At 69.2% G+C, this 18,154-nt stretch carries 15 protein-coding genes; 4 read left to right on the top strand and 11 right to left on the bottom strand.

What is annotated here, in order from left to right:
* Nucleotides 1–485 precede the first annotated feature (485 nt).
* The 3 genes from K377_RS33615 to thyX form a co-directional block, all read right to left on the bottom strand.
* Complete coding sequence (locus K377_RS33615; protein ID WP_111667395.1) at nt 486–2,171, bottom strand: ribonuclease J; 1,686 nt, start codon at nt 2,169–2,171, stop codon at nt 486–488.
* Between the two features lie 148 nt (nt 2,172–2,319).
* A complete protein-coding gene (dapA, locus tag K377_RS33610) occupies nt 2,320–3,219 on the bottom strand; it encodes a 4-hydroxy-tetrahydrodipicolinate synthase (protein ID WP_111667394.1) in 900 nt (299 codons plus the stop codon).
* Between the two features lie 197 nt (nt 3,220–3,416).
* Nucleotides 3,417–4,157, bottom strand: coding sequence for an FAD-dependent thymidylate synthase (gene thyX / locus K377_RS33605; protein WP_111667393.1), 741 nt, complete (start codon nt 4,155–4,157; stop codon nt 3,417–3,419).
* Nucleotides 4,158–4,369: 212 nt separating this feature from the next.
* Between thyX and K377_RS33600 the strand changes: the two genes are divergently transcribed.
* Together K377_RS33600 and K377_RS33595 are read left to right on the top strand one after the other, a co-directional pair.
* A complete protein-coding gene (locus tag K377_RS33600; protein WP_111667392.1) occupies nt 4,370–4,609 on the top strand; it encodes a hypothetical protein in 240 nt (79 codons plus the stop codon).
* A gap of 118 nt (nt 4,610–4,727) precedes the next feature.
* Nucleotides 4,728–5,282 carry a hypothetical protein gene (locus K377_RS33595; RefSeq protein WP_111667391.1) on the top strand — a complete coding sequence of 185 codons (555 nt, stop codon included), beginning with the start codon at nt 4,728–4,730 and terminating at the stop codon, nt 5,280–5,282.
* Nucleotides 5,283–5,338: 56 nt separating this feature from the next.
* On the opposite strand, the gene K377_RS33590 is transcribed toward K377_RS33595, so the two are convergent.
* From K377_RS33590 to eccD, 6 genes are all read right to left on the bottom strand, one after another.
* Nucleotides 5,339–5,791, bottom strand: a complete 453-nt coding sequence (locus tag K377_RS33590) for a hypothetical protein (protein ID WP_111667390.1) — start codon at nt 5,789–5,791, stop codon at nt 5,339–5,341.
* A 9-nt stretch (nt 5,792–5,800) separates the two neighbouring features.
* Entirely contained in the window at nt 5,801–6,556 is a 756-nt protein-coding gene (gene dapB / locus K377_RS33585; RefSeq protein ID WP_111667389.1) for a 4-hydroxy-tetrahydrodipicolinate reductase, read from the bottom strand.
* A 43-nt stretch (nt 6,557–6,599) separates the two neighbouring features.
* Nucleotides 6,600–7,976 carry a pitrilysin family protein gene (locus tag K377_RS33580; protein ID WP_111667388.1) on the bottom strand — a complete coding sequence of 459 codons (1,377 nt, stop codon included), beginning with the start codon at nt 7,974–7,976 and terminating at the stop codon, nt 6,600–6,602.
* Nucleotides 7,973–10,186: a polyribonucleotide nucleotidyltransferase gene (locus K377_RS33575; protein WP_111667387.1), complete on the bottom strand. Its 2,214-nt coding sequence runs from the start codon at nt 10,184–10,186 to the stop codon at nt 7,973–7,975. Before K377_RS33575 ends, K377_RS33580 begins: the two co-directional genes overlap by 4 nt.
* Nucleotides 10,187–10,481: 295 nt before the next feature.
* Entirely contained in the window at nt 10,482–10,769 is a 288-nt protein-coding gene (rpsO, locus tag K377_RS33570; protein WP_111667386.1) for a 30S ribosomal protein S15, read from the bottom strand.
* Nucleotides 10,770–10,973: 204 nt separating this feature from the next.
* Complete coding sequence (gene eccD / locus K377_RS33565; protein WP_111667385.1) at nt 10,974–12,443, bottom strand: type VII secretion integral membrane protein EccD; 1,470 nt, start codon at nt 12,441–12,443, stop codon at nt 10,974–10,976.
* 352 nt (nt 12,444–12,795) lie between these two features.
* On the opposite strand from eccD, the gene eccCa reads away from it, so the two are divergent.
* Both eccCa and K377_RS33555 read left to right on the top strand, forming a co-directional pair.
* Nucleotides 12,796–16,734: a type VII secretion protein EccCa gene (gene eccCa, locus K377_RS33560; RefSeq protein ID WP_111667384.1), complete on the top strand. Its 3,939-nt coding sequence runs from the start codon at nt 12,796–12,798 to the stop codon at nt 16,732–16,734.
* 85 nt (nt 16,735–16,819) lie between these two features.
* Nucleotides 16,820–17,092 (top strand): hypothetical protein, encoded by a 273-nt coding sequence (locus K377_RS33555; protein ID WP_111667383.1) that lies wholly within the window; start codon nt 16,820–16,822, stop codon nt 17,090–17,092.
* 198 nt (nt 17,093–17,290) lie between these two features.
* Here the strand turns inward: K377_RS33555 and K377_RS33550 are convergent, their stop codons facing one another.
* Both K377_RS33550 and K377_RS33545 read right to left on the bottom strand, forming a co-directional pair.
* A complete protein-coding gene (locus tag K377_RS33550; protein ID WP_111667382.1) occupies nt 17,291–17,479 on the bottom strand; it encodes a hypothetical protein in 189 nt (62 codons plus the stop codon).
* Entirely contained in the window at nt 17,464–18,117 is a 654-nt protein-coding gene (locus K377_RS33545; RefSeq protein WP_146614807.1) for a hypothetical protein, read from the bottom strand. The genes K377_RS33550 and K377_RS33545 overlap by 16 nt, the downstream gene beginning before the upstream one ends.
* Nucleotides 18,118–18,154: the final 37 nt, after the last annotated feature.

Below are 18,154 nucleotides of genomic sequence, written 5' to 3'. Positions count from 1 at the left end.
AGAGCGGAACCAGAAGAGGAATAATCTCCCGGTTCACAGCGTCCTCGCTGTGCGCCTGCCAGTCAGTGACCGGCAGGACTTTTTCAAAGGAACCTCGTCCCAGCCTGATGGCCGGAGACGGGGTATCAACATATCTGGCGTTGATTTTTGGCACGCTGTTGAGTTCTCAAGGAACGGACGCTTCCTTTGTACTCACCCTCTCGGGCTTTCCTCCGGGCGCTTCCCTTCGGTATTTCGTGTTTCCAACCTTACCAGATCCTTTTTCCGTTCCGTTTCCGGTTTCGGATTTTGTTTCCGGTGGCCGTTGGAGGGCCTTTGCCTTTCGGCTGATCCGACTTTATCAGAGGTTCTGAGTCGGAATTTCCGCCCCTCTGAGGGACGTGGTCCGAGCACATAAGTGCGTCGGGTTCCCCTCAGGCGGAGCCGTAAACGTACTGGAGCGGGGCGCCTCGATGCAAATCGAGGGGCCCCGCTCCTTACGTGCTTCAGACCTCGACGACAACCGGGAGGATCATCGGGCGCCTGCGGTAGGTGTCCGAGACCCACTTGCCCAGCGTGCGGCGGATGAGCTGCTGCAGCTGGTGGGGTTCGACGACGCCGTCCTGGGCCGACTTCTCCAGGACTTCCTGGATCCTGGGGACGACGGCGTTGAACGCCGAGTCCTCGATGCCGGAGCCGCGGGCCTGGATGTTCGGGCCACTGGTGATCTTGCCGGTGCTGGAGTCCACCACCACGAAGACCGAGATGATGCCCTCGTCCCCGAGGATCTTGCGGTCCTTCAGGGCCGGCTCGCCCACGTCGCCGACGGAGAGACCGTCCACGTAGACGTAGCCCGCCTGGACCTTGCCCACGATCTTGGCCTTGCCGTCGACCAGGTCGACGACCACGCCGTCCTCGGCGATCACGATGCGGTCGTGCGGGACGCCGGTGAGGGCGCCCAGTTCGGCGTTGGCGCGCAGGTGGCGCCATTCACCGTGGACCGGCATCAGGTTCTTGGGCTTGCAGATGTTGTAGAAGTACAGCAGCTCGCCCGCCGAAGCGTGGCCCGAGACGTGGACCTTGGCGTTGCCCTTGTGGACGACGTTCGCGCCCCATCGGGTCAGGCCGTTGATCACGCGGTAGACCGCGTTCTCGTTGCCGGGGATCAGCGACGACGCCAGGATCACCGTGTCGCCGGAGACGATGCGGATCTGGTGGTCGCGGTTGGCCATCCGGGAGAGGGCTGCCATCGGCTCGCCCTGGGAGCCCGTGCAGACCAGGACGACCTCGCTGTCCGGGAGGTCGTCGAGCGTCTTGACGTCCACCACCAGTCCGGCCGGGACCTTGAGGTAGCCGAGGTCGCGCGCGATGCCCATGTTGCGGACCATCGAGCGGCCGACGAAGGCGACCCTGCGGCCGTACTCGTGGGCCGCGTCCAGGATCTGCTGGATGCGGTGGACGTGGCTGGCGAACGAGGCGACGATGATCCGCTTCTGGGCGCCGGCGAAGACGCCCCGGATCACGTTCGAGATGTCGCGCTCCGGCGGGACGAAGCCCGGGACCTCGGCGTTCGTCGAGTCGGAGAGAAGAAGGTCCATGCCCTCTTCGCCGAGTCGCGCGAACGTCGGCAGGTCCGTGAGGCGACGGTCCAGCGGGAGCTGGTCCATCTTGAAGTCGCCGGTGTGGACCACCATGCCGGCCGGGGTGCGGATGGCGACCGCCAGCGCGTCCGGGATGGAGTGGTTGACCGCGACGAACTCGCAGTCGAAGGGGCCCAGGCGCTCGCGGTCGCCCTCGGCCACCTCGAGCGTGTACGGCCGGATGCGGTGCTCCTGGAGCTTCGCCTCGATCAGCGCGAGGGTCAGCTTCGAGCCGATCAGCGGGATGTCCGGCTTCTCGCGCAGGAGGTACGGGACGCCGCCGATGTGGTCCTCGTGGCCATGCGTGAGGACGATGCCCTCGATGTCGTCGAGGCGGTCCCTGATGGACGAGAAGTCCGGCAGGATCAGGTCGATTCCGGGCTGCTCCTCCTCGGGGAAGAGCACTCCGCAGTCGACGATCAACAGACGGCCGTCGAATTCGAAGACGGTCATGTTGCGCCCGATCTCACCGAGGCCGCCGAGCGGGGTGACGCGCAGGCCGCCCTTCGGGAGCTTCGGCGGGGCGCCGAGTTCAGGATGCGGATGACTCAAAAGACTCTCCTCACCACGCACGCCACGTACCTGGAGGCACGTGGCGCGCGTGACGTTCGTGCAGTAGCTGTTGTGGTGTTGCCTGATATGTAGCTGTTTGTCCTGCTTGTTCTGTTGATTCAGTTGTGGAGCTTTGCCAAGTCTGTGGTTAAAGCTGTACCCCACCGGCAGCAAGATCGATCTTGAGCTGCGCCGTTTCATCAGGAGTGAGTTCCACGAGGGGCAGCCGCAGGGGGCCGGCGGGCAGTCCCTGGAGGGCCAGCGCGGCCTTCGTCGTGATGACGCCCTGCGTGCGGAACATGCCGGTGAAGACCGGGAGCAGCTTCTGGTGGATCTCCGTCGCCTTGTGCACGTCACCCGATACGTAGGCGTCGAGCATGGCCCGCAGTTCGGGGGCCACCACATGGCCTACGACGGAGACGAAGCCGACCGCGCCGACCGACAGCAGCGGCAGGTTGAGCATGTCGTCACCGGAGTACCAGGGCAGGCCCGAGCGGGCGATGGTCCAGGAGGCGCGGCCGAGGTCGCCCTTGGCGTCCTTGTTCGCGACGATGCGCGGGTGCTCGGCCAGACGGACGATCGTCTCCGTGTTGATCGGCACGCCGCTGCGGCCCGGGATGTCGTACAGCATCACGGGGAGCTCGGTCGCGTCCGCGATCGCCGTGAAGTGGCGGAGCAGACCCTCCTGCGGGGGCTTGTTGTAGTACGGCGTGACCGTGAGGAGGCCGTGGGCGCCAACCTGCTGGGCCTGGCGGGCGAGCTCGATGCTGTGGCGGGTGTCGTTCGTGCCGACCCCGGCGACGACATGGGCGCGGTCGCCGACCGCTTCGACGACGGCTCGGACGAGATTCGATTTCTCCGCATCGCTGGTGGTCGGGGACTCGCCGGTGGTGCCGTTGACGATCAGGCCGTCGTTGCCTGCGTCCACCAGGTGGGCGGCGAGCCGCTGCGCGCCGTCGAGGTCGAGTGCGCCGTCCGCCGCGAAGGGCGTGACCATGGCGGTGAGGACCCTCCCGAAGGGGGTCTGCGGAGTCGAGGTCGGAGCCATGGGTAACACGCTACTCGCTGCTCAGTACCGGGTCCCCCCTCGGGGGATGCGACAAGTCACAACAAAGGAGGAGCCCGGCACTGCCTGCTCGGGGGTTCAGGCAGTGCCGGGTCCGTTTGATCAGGCTAGATGAACTTTATGAAATGCCGCAATACGGACACTTCGGTCGGCTCATCCGTACATGTGTGCTCAGCGCGCTACGGCGCCACGCGTCCGTTGGCGTTGAACGCCGCGTAGGTGAGCGGCATGAGCTCCGCCCACTCCGCCTCCATCTTCTCGCCGACCATCTCGATCTCCCGCTGCGGGAAGGACGGGACCCTGGCCAGCTCGTGCTGGGTGCGCAGGCCGAGGAAGTGCATCAGCGAGCGAGCGTTGCACGTCGCGTACATGGACGAGAACAGGCCGACCGGGAGCACCGCGCGGGCCACCTCACGGGCCACACCCGCGGCCAGCATCTCCTGGTACGCCTCGTACGCCTGGCGGTAGGAGTCCTCCATGCAGCGGGCGGTCAGCTCCTGCTGCGCCTGGGTGCCCTCGACGAACTCGTACTTGCCCGGGCGGCCCTCCTGGACCAGCTTGCGGTCCGCGTCGGGGACGTAGAAGACCGGCTGGAGCTCCCTGTACCGGCCCGATTCCTCGTTGTACGACCAGCCCACGCGGTGCCGCATGAACTCGCGGAAGACGAAGATCGGCGCGCTGATGAGGAACGTCATCGAGTTGTGCTCGAACGGGCTGCCGTGCCGGTCGCGCATCAGGTAGTTGATGAGCCCCTTGGAGCGGGCAGGGTCCTTGGACAGCTCGTCCAAAGACTGCTCGCCTACGGTGGAGACGCGGGCCGCGAACAGCACGTCCGAGTCGCTGGCGGTGTGCTTCACCAGCTCCACGGTGACATCGCCACGGAACGTCGGCTTGAGGTCTTCAGCAGGGGTTTCGGTCACGGCTCGGGGGGTCCTTCCCATCACTACGGTCGGGCGGCGCCCACTCTACGGGCCGCCGCTGACAACGCGGCATTCGCCCGGTCTCGCCACGTTCCGCACCGAACCGGAAAAAACTTCTGGGAATTTGGCGATTGACGGCACCTTTTGGGGCAGGCGTGCGTCTGTGTAGATGAACACACTTAGTTCGAACCTCTTGAGGAGAAGCAGCACCCATGTTCCGTCGGCGCGAGCCCGTTCCCTTCGCCTTCATCGCCGAAGCCGACAAGTTCCGCAGTAACGTCACGCCGCCCGCGCGCGAGCGGCTCTCCGTCGGTCAGCTCGCCGGTCGTTGGCTGGTCGGCCTGACCGTCGTCGCCGGTCTGACCGGGTCCCTGTTGTTCGGGATGCCGGCCCTGTCCGCCGACCAGTCCACGCAGCACGTCCAGCAGTCCGAGGCCTCCGAGGGGAAGTGAGCCGGGCGCCGGGTCGCCGATGACTCGTCCGGACCCCCTGAGGTGGAAGGGTCCGCCCGGCCTGGATAACCTCACCGGGCACAGCCCCAGACCAGCGTGGATCGAGTGAGGACCCGTCGTGCCCCTGCCCTTCCTGACGGCCGACCGTGCTTTCGACGAGGCCGCGGACGTCGCGCTGCCCTTCGACGACCGGGACCAGTGGCGTCGCCCGTACCGCCCGGGTCCGTACCGGGTCGGCGCGGCGGCGCTTCTTCTGCTGCTCGCGTCGTACGTGCTCTTCGCAGCCGTGATCATCGCGGTGGCCGGTGACGTCACCGCCGCGTCCGTGTGCGGGGTGCTGGCGGTGCTGATCATCGCCGCCGCGCTGCGACTGCTGCGGATGGGCACCTGGGTGAGCGCGCGCGGCCTGCGTCACGTCGGGTTCTTCCAGACGCGCACGGCGCCCTGGGACCGGGTCGTGACCGCCCGCACGGTGCAGCAGCCGGTGCGCTGGCTCGGTCTGCCCCGCACGGTCCAGGGGCAGGCCCTGGTCCTCGTACGCCGGGACCGTCAGGGGGAGCAGACGACGCTGCTCACCAGTCACGGCGCCGACTTCCTCGGACGCTCCACCGCGTTCGACCGGGCCGCCGACAGCATCGAGGTGTGGGCCGAGGAGTACCGGCCGCAGAGCTGATGGACGTATGAGGAAGGGGCCCCGCCGAGATCTCGGCGGGGCCCCTTCCTCATGTCTCAGGCGCTGAGCGTGCGGCCCTCGTGGAGGGCGATCGCGCGCTGCATGGCTTTGCGGGCGCGAGGGGTGTCGCGGGCGTCGCGGTAGGCGACCGCGAGGCGGAACCAGCAGCGCCAGTCCCCCGGCGCATCCTCCGTCTCGGCCTTGCGCCGGGCGAAGACCTCGTCGGCCGAGTCGCGGTCGATGCGGCCGTAGCCGTCCCGGCGGAGTTCGTCGACGGGCAGGCCGCCCTCCGCCTCCAGGAGTTCGGCGAGCCGGTTGGCCTTGCGGACGAACTGGGTGTTCGCCCACAGGAACCAGATGCCGATCACCGGCAGGATCAGCACCGCGACACCGAAGGTGATCGTGAGGAGCGTGCCCTGCTGGATCAGCATGATGCCGCGGTCGCCGGCCAGCACGAAGTAGACGACCAGGACCGCCGCCGTGATGGCGTACGTGATTTTCGCGCGCATTGCCGCAGGTCAGCCGTTCAGGTCGAGGAAGTGTTCCAGGCCGAAGGTGAGGCCCGGGGTGGAGACGACCTTGCGGGCGCCCAGGAGGATGCCCGGCATGAAGCTGCTGTGGTGCAGCGAGTCGTGGCGGATCGTGAGGGTCTCGCCCTCGGCGCCCAGGAGGACCTCCTGGTGGGCCAGGAGGCCGCGCAGACGGACCGAGTGGACCGGGACGCCGTCGACGTCCGCGCCACGGGCGCCGTCGAGCGCCGTCTGCGTCGCGTCGGGCGCGGGCGCGCTGCCCGCCTTCGCGCGAGCGGCGGCGATCAGCTGGGCCGTGCGGGACGCGGTGCCCGAGGGAGCGTCGACCTTCTTCGGGTGGTGCAGCTCGATGACCTCGACCGACTCGAAGTACGGGGCCGCCACCTCGGCGAACTTCATCGTCAGGACCGCGCCGATGGAGAAGTTCGGGGCGATCAGGACGCCGGTCTCCGGGGAGGCGGCGAGCCACGAGTCCAGCTGCGCGAGACGGTCCTCGGTCCAGCCCGTCGTGCCGACGACGGCGTGCATGCCGTGGCCGACGGCGAACTCCAGGTTCTCCATCACCGAGTCGGGCGTGGTCAGCTCGACCACGACCTGGGCGCCGGACTCGACGAGCGTGTCCAGCTTGTCGCCGCGGCCGAGGGCCGCGACCAGCTCCATGTCCTCGGCGGCCTCGACGGCACGCACCGCCTCGGAGCCGATGCGGCCCTTGGCTCCGAGGACCGCCACGCGCAGCTTGCTCATGATCTTCCAGTTCCTTCGATACGGGAGTACGAGAGGTAAGGGCTTACGCGACGGCTTCGTGGAGGCGGGCCGCCTGCTTGTCCTTGAGCGGGCCTATCACCGACAGCGACGGGCGCTGTCCCAGGATCTCGCGGGCCACCTCGCGCACCTCGTCGGGGGTCACCTCGGAGATGCGGGCCAGCATGTCGTCGACCGACATGTGCTCGCCCCAGCACAGCTCGCTCTTGCCGATCCGGTTCATCAGCGCGCCGGTGTCCTCCAGGCCGAGGACCGTGGAGCCCTTCAGCTGGCCGACGGCGCGGGTGAGCTCGTCGTCGGTGAGGCCGTGCTGCGCAACCTGGTCCAGCTCGTCGCGGCAGATCTTCAGCACGTCGTGCACCTGGCTCGGGCGGCAGCCCGCGTACACGCCGAACAGGCCGCAGTCGGCGAACGACGAGGTGTACGAGTACACGCTGTAGGCCAGGCCCCGCTTCTCGCGGACCTCCTGGAAGAGGCGCGAGGACATGCCGCCGCCGAGCGCGGTGTTGAGGACGCCCATGGCCCAGCGGCGGTCGTCGGTGCGGGCCAGGCCCGGCATGCCGAGGATGACGTGGGCCTGCTCGGTCTTGCGGCCGAGGAGCTCCATCCGGCCGGCCGTGCGCAGGGTCTTGCGGCCGGCGCGCGGGCCGATCGGCGCGGCCGTGCCGGTGAGGGCGCCCGCCTTCTCGAAAGCGGCGCGGACCTGGCGTACGACCTTGTTGTGGTCGACGTTGCCGGCCGCGGCCACGACCAGGTGGGTCGGGTCGTAGTGCTTGCGGTAGAAGCGGGCGATCTGGCCGCGGCTCAGCGCGTTGATCGTGTCGGGCGTGCCGAGGACCGGGCGGCCGAGGGGCGTGTCGCCGAGCATGGTGTGCGCGAACAGGTCGTGCACGACGTCACCCGCGTCGTCCTCGGTCATGGCGATCTCTTCGAGGATCACGCCGCGCTCCGCGTCGACGTCCTCCTCCTCGATGAGGGAGCCGGTCAGCATGTCGCAGACGACGTCGATGGCGAGCGGCAGGTCGGTGTCGAGCACGCGCGCGTAGTAGCACGTGTACTCCTTCGCCGTGAACGCGTTCATCTCGCCGCCGACCGCGTCGACGGCCGCCGAGATGTCGAGCGCGCTTCTGCGGGAGGTGCCCTTGAAGAGCAGGTGCTCCAGGTAGTGCGTCGCGCCGTTCAGCGTCGGGGTCTCGTCGCGCGAGCCGACGTGGGCCCAGATGCCGAAGGTCGCCGAGCGGACGGAGGGCAGGGTCTCGGTGACGATGCGCAGGCCGCCCGGGAGGGTGGTCCTGCGGACGGTGCCGATGCCGTTCTCGCCCTTGATCAGGGTTTGGGTACGGGCGACGGCCCGCCCCTCCGAGGAGGTGCGGGCCGTCGTCGTGGTGCTACGGGACGTCACTTGTCGGCGTCGTCCTTCTTGTCGTCGTCCTCGCCCTCGATCACGGGGACGAGGGAGAGCTTGCCGCGGGAGTCGATCTCGGCGATCTCGACCTGGACCTTCTGGCCCACGCCGACGACGTCCTCGACGTTCTCCACGCGCTTGCCGCCGGCGAGCTTGCGGATCTGCGAGATGTGCAGCAGACCGTCCTTGCCCGGCATGAGCGAGACGAACGCGCCGAAGGTCGTCGTCTTCACGACGGTGCCCAGGTAGCGCTCGCCGACCTCCGGCATGGTCGGGTTGGCGATGCCGTTGATCGTGGCGCGGGCGGCCTCGGCCTGCGAGCCCTGGGCGGCACCGATGTAGATGGTGCCGTCGTCCTCGATCGTGATGTCGGCGCCGGTGTCCTCCTGGATCTGGTTGATCATCTTGCCCTTCGGGCCGATGACCTCACCGATCTTGTCCACGGGGATCTTGACGGTGATGATCCGCGGGGCGTTCGGGGACATCTCGTCCGGGACGTCGATCGCTTCCATCATCACGTCGAGGATGTGGAGGCGGGCGTCGCGGGCCTGCTTGAGGGCGGCGGCCAGGACGGAGGCCGGGATGCCGTCGAGCTTCGTGTCCAGCTGGAGGGCCGTGACGAAGTCCTTGGTACCGGCGACCTTGAAGTCCATGTCACCGAAGGCGTCCTCGGCACCGAGGATGTCGGTGAGGGCGACGTAGTGCGTCTCGCCCTTGATCTCCTGCGAGATCAGGCCCATGGCGATACCGGCGACGGGGGCCTTCAGCGGCACACCGGCGTTCAGCAGCGACATGGTCGAGGCGCAGACCGAGCCCATCGACGTCGAGCCGTTGGAGCCCAGCGCCTCGGAGACCTGGCGGATCGCGTAGGGGAACTCCTCGCGCGTCGGCAGGACCGGCACGATCGCGCGCTCGGCGAGCGCGCCGTGGCCGATCTCGCGGCGCTTCGGGGAGCCGACGCGGCCCGTCTCACCGACGGAGTACGGCGGGAAGTTGTAGTTGTGCATGTAGCGCTTGCGGGTCACCGGGGAGAGGGTGTCCAGCTGCTGCTCCATGCGCAGCATGTTCAGCGTGGTGACGCCCAGGATCTGGGTCTCGCCGCGCTCGAACAGGGCGGAGCCGTGCACGCGCGGGATGGCCTCGACCTCGGCGGCCAGGGTGCGGATGTCGGTGACACCGCGGCCGTCGATGCGCTTCTTCTCCTTGATGACGCGCTCACGGACCAGGGACTTGGTCAGCGAGCGGTACGCGGCGGAGATCTCCTTCTCGCGGCCCTCGAACTCCGGGAGGAGCTTCTCGGCGGCCAGACCCTTGACGCGGTCCAGCTCGGCCTCGCGGTCCTGCTTGCCCGGGATGGTGAGGGCGGCGGACAGCTCGGTCTTGACCGCGGCGGTCAGGGCCTCGAGCACGTCGTCCTGGTAGTCCAGGAAGATCGGGAACTCGGCGGTCGGCTTGGCGGCCTTCGCCGCGAGGTCCGACTGGGCCTTGCACAGCACCTTGATGAAGGGCTTCGCGGCGTCCAGACCGGCGGCGACGACCTCCTCGGTCGGCGCCTCGGCGCCGCCCTCGACCAGCTTGATGGTCTTGTCGGTGGCCTCGGCCTCGACCATCATGATCGCGACGTCGCCGTCCTCCAGGACGCGACCGGCGACGACCATGTCGAAGACGGCGTCCTCGAGCTCGGTGTGCGTCGGGAACGCGACCCACTGGCCGTTGATCAGCGCGACGCGGACGCCGCCGACCGGGCCGGAGAAGGGCAGACCGGCCAGCTGCGTCGACGCGGACGCGGCGTTGATCGCCACGACGTCGTACAGGTGGTCGGGGTTGAGCGCCATGATCGTGGCGACGACCTGGATCTCGTTGCGCAGGCCCTTCTTGAAGGACGGGCGCAGCGGGCGGTCGATCAGGCGGCACGTGAGGATGGCGTCCTCGGAGGGGCGGCCCTCGCGGCGGAAGAAGCTGCCGGGGATCTTGCCGGCGGCGTACTGCCGCTCCTCGACGTCCACCGTGAGGGGGAAGAAGTCGAGGTTGTCCTTGGGGTTCTTCGAGGCCGAGGTGGCCGAGAGCACCATGGTGTCGTCGTCGAGGTAGGCGACGGCGGAGCCGGCGGCCTGGCGGGCCAGGCGGCCCGTCTCGAAGCGGATGGTGCGGGTGCCGAAGGAGCCGTTGTCGATGACGGCCTCGGCGTAGTGGGTCTCGTTCTCCACTAGCGTTTTCTCCGTTACTTTCGTCTGTTACGTCTTTTGTCCCTCCCTGCCCGTGTGGCAGGGGGACGGGGTGGAGAAGCGCGCCGTGGGTGCGGGCCGGTCTTCGATCGAAGCACCCGGGGATCCTCTTGCGTCTCCGGGGGCCACTACCGAGGACCGGCGGCGGCTCGACCGCGCCTCTCCTCGTTCTTCTTCAGGGTGGTACGTCACCAGACTACAAAGCGAGGGCGACAGTACGCACGTACAGCAAAGGGAGCGGCCCCCTCAGACGGGAACCGCTCCCTCTCACAGCGTCTTAGCGGGCGCCGGCCGCACCGCGGCGGATGCCGAGGCGCTCGACCAGGGCACGGAAGCGCTGGATGTCCTTCTTGGCCAGGTACTGCAGCAGGCGGCGACGCTGGCCGACCAGGATCAGCAGACCACGACGGGAGTGGTGGTCGTGCTTGTGGGTCTTGAGGTGCTCGGTCAGGTCCGAGATGCGGCGGGAGAGCATGGCGACCTGGACCTCGGGAGAGCCGGTGTCGCCCTCCTTCTGACCGAACTCGTCGATGATCTGCTTCTTCGTAGCGTTGTCGAGAGCCACGCTTACTCCTCGTAGATTCTTGAGCGCCGCCGAGTGCCCCTGGTCTGAATCTCAGGGGAGCTTCCGTAACTCGGGAGGCGGGGCGCGCTGGGCGCTGTCCCCAGCTGCTGCCGGGGGCGCGTACACGAACGGCCGTGAGTCAGGATAGCAGTCACGCGACTGCTGCCCTGACCACGGCCGCCGGAGTACGGGTCGGTGCGCGGGTCAGCTGACCATGCTGCGCACCTGCGTGTACAGCCCGAGCACCGCCAGGCACAGCGGTACGAGCGTCAGCAGCACGAAGCCGTCGAAGAGGTCGAGCAGCCGGCCCCAGAACGGGGAGACGCCCTTGCGCGGCACGGTCAGGCCGACCGCCACGAGCAGCGCCGCCCCGCCGCCGATCGCGGCGGTGAACCAGAGGGTGTGGATGTTGAGCGGGCCGCTGTCGCCCCGCACCAGGCTGATCAGCAGGGACTGCGGGACGTGCAGGGACATGCCGAGGATCAGCAGGCCGAGGATGAGCAGGCCGCCCACGACCAGGGCGGCGACCTGGGCGGTGTAGTCGAACAGGCGGGCGCGGAGCATCACGGCGATGCCGCAGGCGAGGGCGAGCAGCTGGGCCCAGACCTGGTCGGAGAAGCCGAGCACGACGCCGGCCGTGGCGACGGCGACGGTGGCGCAGCCGATGACGAGGCCGAGCAGCAGTTCGTGGCCGCGGCGGACCTGGGCGCCGATACGGCCGAAGTCGACGTGCTCCTCCTCGTCACGGCCGTAGTCGCGGCCCTGGGCGATCTGGTCGGGCGAGCGGTAGCCGATGGGGAGCCGGGCGGAGCGGGCCGACAGGCCGGGCAGCCAGGCCACGGCGATGATCGCGACGACCGCGGTGACGGCGGCCACCTCGCGCGGCTGGGCCTCGGTGACCAGGGCGCCGAAGGTGGCGAGGGCGCCGACGGCCGAGCACAGGGCGGCGGCGACGAACACGGCGTCGCCGTGCGGGAGCAGCACCACGAGGAGTGCGGAGGCGGCGAGCACCACGACGCAGCCGGACAGGAGCTGGAGCCGGCCGGGGCCCTCGGCGCCGTCGGCGGCGAAGAGGCCGGACCCGGCGAGGAGCAGGTGCGGGAGGGCGGCGAGGCCGAGCGCGGTGGACGCGGCGCGGTCGTCGTAGACCCGGGCGCGGACCACGGACAGGGCGACGAGGAGGACGCCGACGACGCCGGAGATGATCCCGGGCAGGCCGTGCATGTCGCGGTCCGTCGGGTTCGAGAACCACAGGGCGAACGCCATCATCGTCAGGAGCAGCACACCGGCGGCGAGGCCGACGACGCTCATCAGCTCGTCGCTCCAGCGGCGCCGGTCGCGGCGGACCGCGGAGGCGACGGCGTCGGAGACGTCGTCGAACACGGCGGAGGGCAGCGACTCCGCGAACGGGCGCAGCAGCAGCACGTCGCCGTCGAGCACCCGCTGGTCGGCCAGCGAGCGGCCGGCGTCCAGGACGGTGCCGTCCCGGCGGACCAGGTGGTAGCCGGTGGGGTCGCCCTCGGCCTGGGTCTGTCCCGAGAGCTGGAGGATCTCGGGATAGATGTCGGCCAGGGCCGTGTCCTCGGGCAGGGCGACATCGATACGTGCGTCCGGTGCGGCGACGGTGACGCGGCAGAAGCCGGTCCCGCCCCCGGCAAGAGCGGTGGTGCTCACCTCGCGGTTCCCCCTTGTAAAGAAATGTGGTGTGGCGTCGCTGTAGAGAAGTGGAGAAATAGTGTGGCGTCGCGGTTATTTGGTGCAGACGACGTTCATATGGCGCCCGTGCGGCGTTCGGAAGACGTCACGCGCGAGGCGACAGCGTACCGCTCAGGTCTCATCTCACCCCATGGGCCCCGTCAGTTGACCGGAGTCAGTAGGATCATTCGGCACGCCGGAGCTCTCGCTCTCCGGTCTGGGGGTACCGCCGGTAACGGGGGCGGTCCGACATATACCGATGCGCGCGACATCTGTGCGCATCGGAACCGAAATTGCCGACGAATGCCGATGAATAAGGACTGGTGCCTCGGTGAGCGTGGTCATCGTCAAGCGCCCGCCTCGGGTATTGCCACCCGACGTACCGACGAACGAGGTGCAGCTCGAACCGCCGCCCGAGCTGGCCCGGCCCGAAGACCAGAACCTGATGATGAGCCTGTTGCCCATGCTGGGCATGGGCACGTCCTCGGCGTTCTTCTTCACGTCGGGGCAGTCGATCATGAAGATCATGGGTGGCGTCATGATCGTCTCCACCCTCGCCATGGCGCTGGCCCAGCTGATCAAGGCGCGTCAGGGCGGCGGCGCCGAGATGGCCCAGGAGCGGCAGGACTACCTGAAGTACCTGGCGCAGGTCCGGCGCGAGGTGCGGACCACGGCGCGCAAGCAGCGCGACGGACAGTTCTTCCTGCACCCGAACCCGGAGCAGCTGTGGGCCCTGGTCGCCGAGGGGCGGCGGGTGTGGGAACGGCGGGCGAGCGACGGGGACTTCACGCAGGTACGGCTCGGGCTCGGCCCGCAGCAGCTGTCCACGCCGCTGATGGCGCCGGAGACCGCGCCGCTCGACGAGCTGGAGCCGCTCACCGCGCACGCGATGAAGTCGTTCCTCGACACGCACGGCACCCTGGACGCGCTGCCGCTGGCCGTGTCGCTGCGGTCCTTCTACCACGTCAGCATCTCCGGTGATCCGGACACCACCTACGGTGCGGCCCGGGCCCTGATCGCCCAGCTGTGCACCCTGCACTCCCCCGAGGACCTGCGGCTCGCGGTGGTGGCCTCGCCGGGCGCCATGGCCGAGTGGGAGTGGGCGAAGTGGCTGCCGCACGTCCAGGACTCCACCGTGGACGGCGCGGGCTCGCGCCGCATGATCGTGGACGACCTCGGCGAGGTCGAGGACATGCTCGCCGACGACCTCGAAGGCCGCGGCCGCTTCAACCCGAACGGGCCGCCGGTCGCCGACGCCCCGCACCTCGTCGTCGTCATGGACGGCGGCGACATCCCCGACGAGTCGCTGATCGCGGGCGCCGAGGGCCTTCAGGGCGTGACCATCATCGAGGTCGTCCCGGGCGACGTGGACGAGCTGCGCGGCTCGCTGTCCGTGCAGGTCCACCCGGGCAGTCTGCTGCTGGAGTCGCAGGGCGGCACCCAGTACTCCGGTGTCTGCGACACCCTGTCGGCCACCGAGGCCGAGGCGCTCGCGCGGCAGCTCGCGCCGCTGCGCGCCGGTTCGGCGGACGGCGACGAACCGCTCCTCGCCAACCTGGACTTCACCGAGCTCATGGGCATCGGCGACGCCGGTTCGGTCGACGTCTCGCGCACCTGGCGCCCGCGCACCCTGCACGAGCGGCTGCGCGTTCCGCTGGGCGTGGACCGCGACGGCCAGCCGGTGATGCTCGACATCAAGGAGGCCTCGCAGGAGGGCATGGGCCCGCACGGCCTGTGTGTCGGCGCGACCGGTTCCGGCAAGTCCGAGGTGCTGCGCACCCTGGTGCTCGCGCTGACGGTGACGCACTCCTCGGAGACGCTGAACTTCATCCTCGCCGACTTCAAGGGCGGCGCGACCTTCGCCGGCATGTCCGAACTGCCGCACGTCGCCGCCGTGATCACCAACCTGGCCGACGACCTCACCCTCATCGACCGCATGCGCGACTCGATCACCGGTGAGCTCCAGCGCCGCCAGGAACTGCTCCGCTCGGCGGGCAACTACGCCAACATCACCGACTACGAGAAGGCACGCGCGGCCGGCGCCCCGCTCGACCCGCTGCCCTCGCTCGTCATGGTGCTCGACGAGTTCTCGGAACTCCTCACCGCGCGGCCCGACTTCATCGAGATGTTCATCCAGATCGGCCGCATCGGCCGGTCCATGGGTGTGCACATGCTGCTCGCGTCGCAGCGCCTCGAAGAGGGCAAGCTGCGCGGCCTGGACACCTTCCTGTCGTACCGCATCGGTCTGCGCACCTTCTCCGCCGCCGAGTCCCGTACGGCGATCGGCGTCCCGGACGCGTACCACCTGCCGAACGTTCCGGGCTCGGGCATCCTCAAGTACGACACCGAGACGATGATCCAGTTCAAGGCCGCGTACGTCGGTGGCGTCTACCGGGCCGGCGGCTCGGGGCCCGGCGGGTCGCGCACCCACCGGCAGCCGGTGCTCTTCACCGCGGCTCCGGTCGCGCAGCAGATCATCCACGAGCCGGAGCCCGAAGAGGTGCCGGACCAGGTGGACGACGCGCTCGCGGACACCGTCCTCGACGTCATCGTGGCCCGGCTCGTCGGACAGGGGCCGCCGCCGCACCAGGTGTGGCTGCCGCCGCTGGAGGAGTCGCCCTCGGTGGACGCCCTGTTGCCGCCGCTGTCGACGACGGCGGAGCGCGGTCTGCACGCCGCCGAGTACTCGGCGCAGAGCAAGCTGATCGTGCCGATGGCGCTGGTGGACAAGCCGTTCGAGCAGCGGCGCGACATCCAGTACCTGGACTTCTCCGGCTCGGCCGGTCACGCCCTCGTGGTCGGTGGTCCGCAGTCCGGCAAGTCGACGCTGATCCGTACCGTCATGACGGCGTTCGCGCTCACCCACACCGCGGCCGAAGTGCAGTTCTACTGCCTGGACTTCGGCGGTGGCGGCATGCTCTCGATGGAGGGCCTGCCCCACGTCGGCGGCGCCGCCTCCCGGCTCGACGCGGAGAAGATCCGCCGTACGGTCGCCGAGGTCCGCGGAATCCTCAACGAGCGCGAGGAGTTCTTCCGCGCGAACAACATCGACTCCATCGGCACGTACCGGGCGCGGCGCGCCGCGGGGCAGTACCCGGACCAGCGGTGGGGCGACGTCTTCCTGATCATCGACGGCTGGGCCGCCTTCAAGACCGACTACGAGCAGCTGGACCCGGTCATCCTGGACCTGGCCGCCCGCGGTCTCGGCTTCGGCATCCACCTGTTCATCGGCGCCGCCCGGTACAGCGAGGTCCGGCCCGCGCTGCGCGACCAGCTCCTGAACCGGGTGGAGCTGAAGCTCGGTGACCCGATGGAGTCGGAGTTCGACCGCAAGAAGATGGAGGCCGTGCCGCTGGGCATGCCCGGCCGCGGTCTGACCCCGGACAAGCTCAGCTCGCTCGCCGGTCTCCCCCGTATCGACGCCTCGTCCGACGCGACGACGCTCGGCCAGGGCATCGAGCACATGGTGACGGCGATCGCCGAGCACTGGCAGGGGCCGGCGGCTCCGCCGGTGCGGATGCTGCCGACGAAGCTGCACATCAGCGAGATCCCGAAGGGCAGCGACTTCCCCGAGCGGGGTGTCGCGATCGGTGTCGACGAGACGACGCTGTCGCCGGCGTTCATCGACTTCGAGAACGACCCGCTGATGGTGGTCTACGGCGAGTCCGAGTCCGGCAAGTCGGCGTTCCTGCGCATGATCGCCAAGCAGATCTCGGAGCGGTACGCGACCGACAAGGCGCTGCTCGTCGTCGGTGACTACCGGCGCGCGCACCTGGGCGAGATGCCCGACTCGCACCTGTACAAGTACTGCGCCTCGGGCCCGCAGCTCCAGGAGGTCGTCACCAGCCTGGCGGGCTCCATGGGCCGTCGTATGCCGGGTCCGGACGTCACGCCGGAGCAGCTGCGCAACCGCTCCTGGTACGACCTGCCCGACGCGTTCATCATCGTCGACGACTACGACCTGGTGGCCACCAGCTCGGGCAACCCGCTCCAGTCGCTCCTGGAGTACCTGCCGTTCGCCCGGGACCTCGGCCTGCGCATCATCGTGGCGCGGTCGTCGTCGGGTGCGGCGCGGCAGTCCTTCGAGCCGGTCATGCAGCGCATGAAGGAGCTCGGCGCGACCGGTCTCGTGCTGTCCGGCGACCCGGCGGAGGGCCAGATCTTCGGCCCGCTCAAGCCGCAGCGGCTGCCGCAGGGCCGTGGCATGTTCATCACCCGCAAGGGCGGCGCGCAGCTGGTGCAGACGGCCTGGCTGCCGATGCACAACTGACGCCCGTCCAGTTCGTCTCCCCGTACGGCGCCGTAGGCTCTCGCCTCCGGCGCCGTACGCACAACCAGCCTGAAGGAGAAGGAAGTTGACCACCGCACCCCGCACCACCGACGAAGCGCTGGCGATCGCGCGGACGACGTTCCAGCCCCTGTGCGCGGACGGCACCCCGGCCACGCTCAACGTCCAGGAGTTCGACCTGGGCTTCCTGATCTACGCGACGTTCCCGCCGACCGAGCCGCCCTCCTACGGCGGCAGCCACCTGGTCATCTCCAAGGCGGACGGGTCGACGATGTATGTGCCGAACTTTCCGCCGGACTCGGCGATCTCTCTTTATCGGCGGCAGGTCGGGCAGGCGTAGCGCGCTGCGCGCGTGAGCCGCCGCGTGCCGCGTCCGTCGAGATCGACGCGCACGCGAAAGCCGGGGCGATCCGCCCCCGGCTGCCCTGTACGCGCGTGACGGCGTCGTCGGACACGTCCTGGGCGCCGGTCGGCCACCGCGGCCGCTCGACAACATCTCCCTGAGGGTGCATACGGAGTCGCCGAGGGACGCGGTCGCTCAGATGACCTCCTGAAGGTTCTCGGTCCACCAACTGGATCCGGCGTGGGGGCTGATGCCTCCGACGACGTTGTCGATCTCGTCCCGCAGAGCGATCAGTTCGGTCCGCGTGTACGCCATCGGCAGATGCAGGCGGACCGCCGCCCACGCGGTGACCAGGCGGATGAACGTCGTCAGGTTCTCCGCCATGAGGTGCGGGTGCTCGTGGTCGACGTTCCACTCGCCCGGCGGTCGGCCTCGATCTCCTCGTCCTCCACCGGCAGTTCGAGTTCGTCGTGGTTGAGGGCCCGGGACAACTGCCGCCATACCTCCAGTGGCGCCCCGCCCCCCTCCTCAAGAGCAAGCGCCTGCAACGCCCACTCCCGCGACCGAGCGGCGGAGCGGGCAGGATCCGGACCACGCGCGGCGACTTCCAGCTCCAGCCGGGACCGGGAAGCGATTCGCTCCTCGTGCCAGTCCACCTCGACGACGACCAGCACACCGAGCCCCTCGGCGATCTCCCGCTCCAGCCGGTCGATGACCTCCTGCGGATACCCCCGGACCCGCTCGCCGACGATGCGCTGCCCCTGAGCGACGATGACCGGCCGGGAGTGTTCCCCGGCCCCCGCCCTGCCCAGCTCCTCACGGATGCGACCGACCAGCGCGTCGCCGTCCAGTCCCGCGGCGTCCACCCACACCGCCCCGGGCAGCCGGTCGCGCACTCTGCGCAGGACCTCCGTACGCGCGGACGCGACCGATCCCATCAACTCGACGACGTGCCACGCCCCTTCGCGATGCCGGCCAACGATGCGGTCGACTGCCGCGTCCTCCGTGACTGCCTCGTACACGACGCCCCCCATCTCCATGCCTGCCTCTACGCCTGCA

It is taken from the genome of Streptomyces sp. PsTaAH-137 (assembly GCF_003259365.1).
Lineage (GTDB): Bacteria > Actinomycetota > Actinomycetes > Streptomycetales > Streptomycetaceae > Streptomyces.
This window is presented reverse-complemented; position numbering and strand designations above follow the sequence as displayed.

Bases quoted from the DNA above. Each gene is read 5' to 3' on its own strand.
- K377_RS33600 (WP_111667392.1), top strand. From the start codon at position 4,370: ATGTTCCGTCGGCGCGAGCCCGTTCCCTTCGCCTTCATCGCCGAAGCC.
- K377_RS33550 (WP_111667382.1), bottom strand. From the start codon at position 17,479: ATGGCGGAGAACCTGACGACGTTCATCCGCCTGGTCACCGCGTGGGCG.
- K377_RS33590 (WP_111667390.1), bottom strand. From the start codon at position 5,791: ATGCGCGCGAAAATCACGTACGCCATCACGGCGGCGGTCCTGGTCGTC.
- dapB (WP_111667389.1), bottom strand. From the start codon at position 6,556: ATGAGCAAGCTGCGCGTGGCGGTCCTCGGAGCCAAGGGCCGCATCGGC.
- dapA (WP_111667394.1), bottom strand. From the start codon at position 3,219: ATGGCTCCGACCTCGACTCCGCAGACCCCCTTCGGGAGGGTCCTCACC.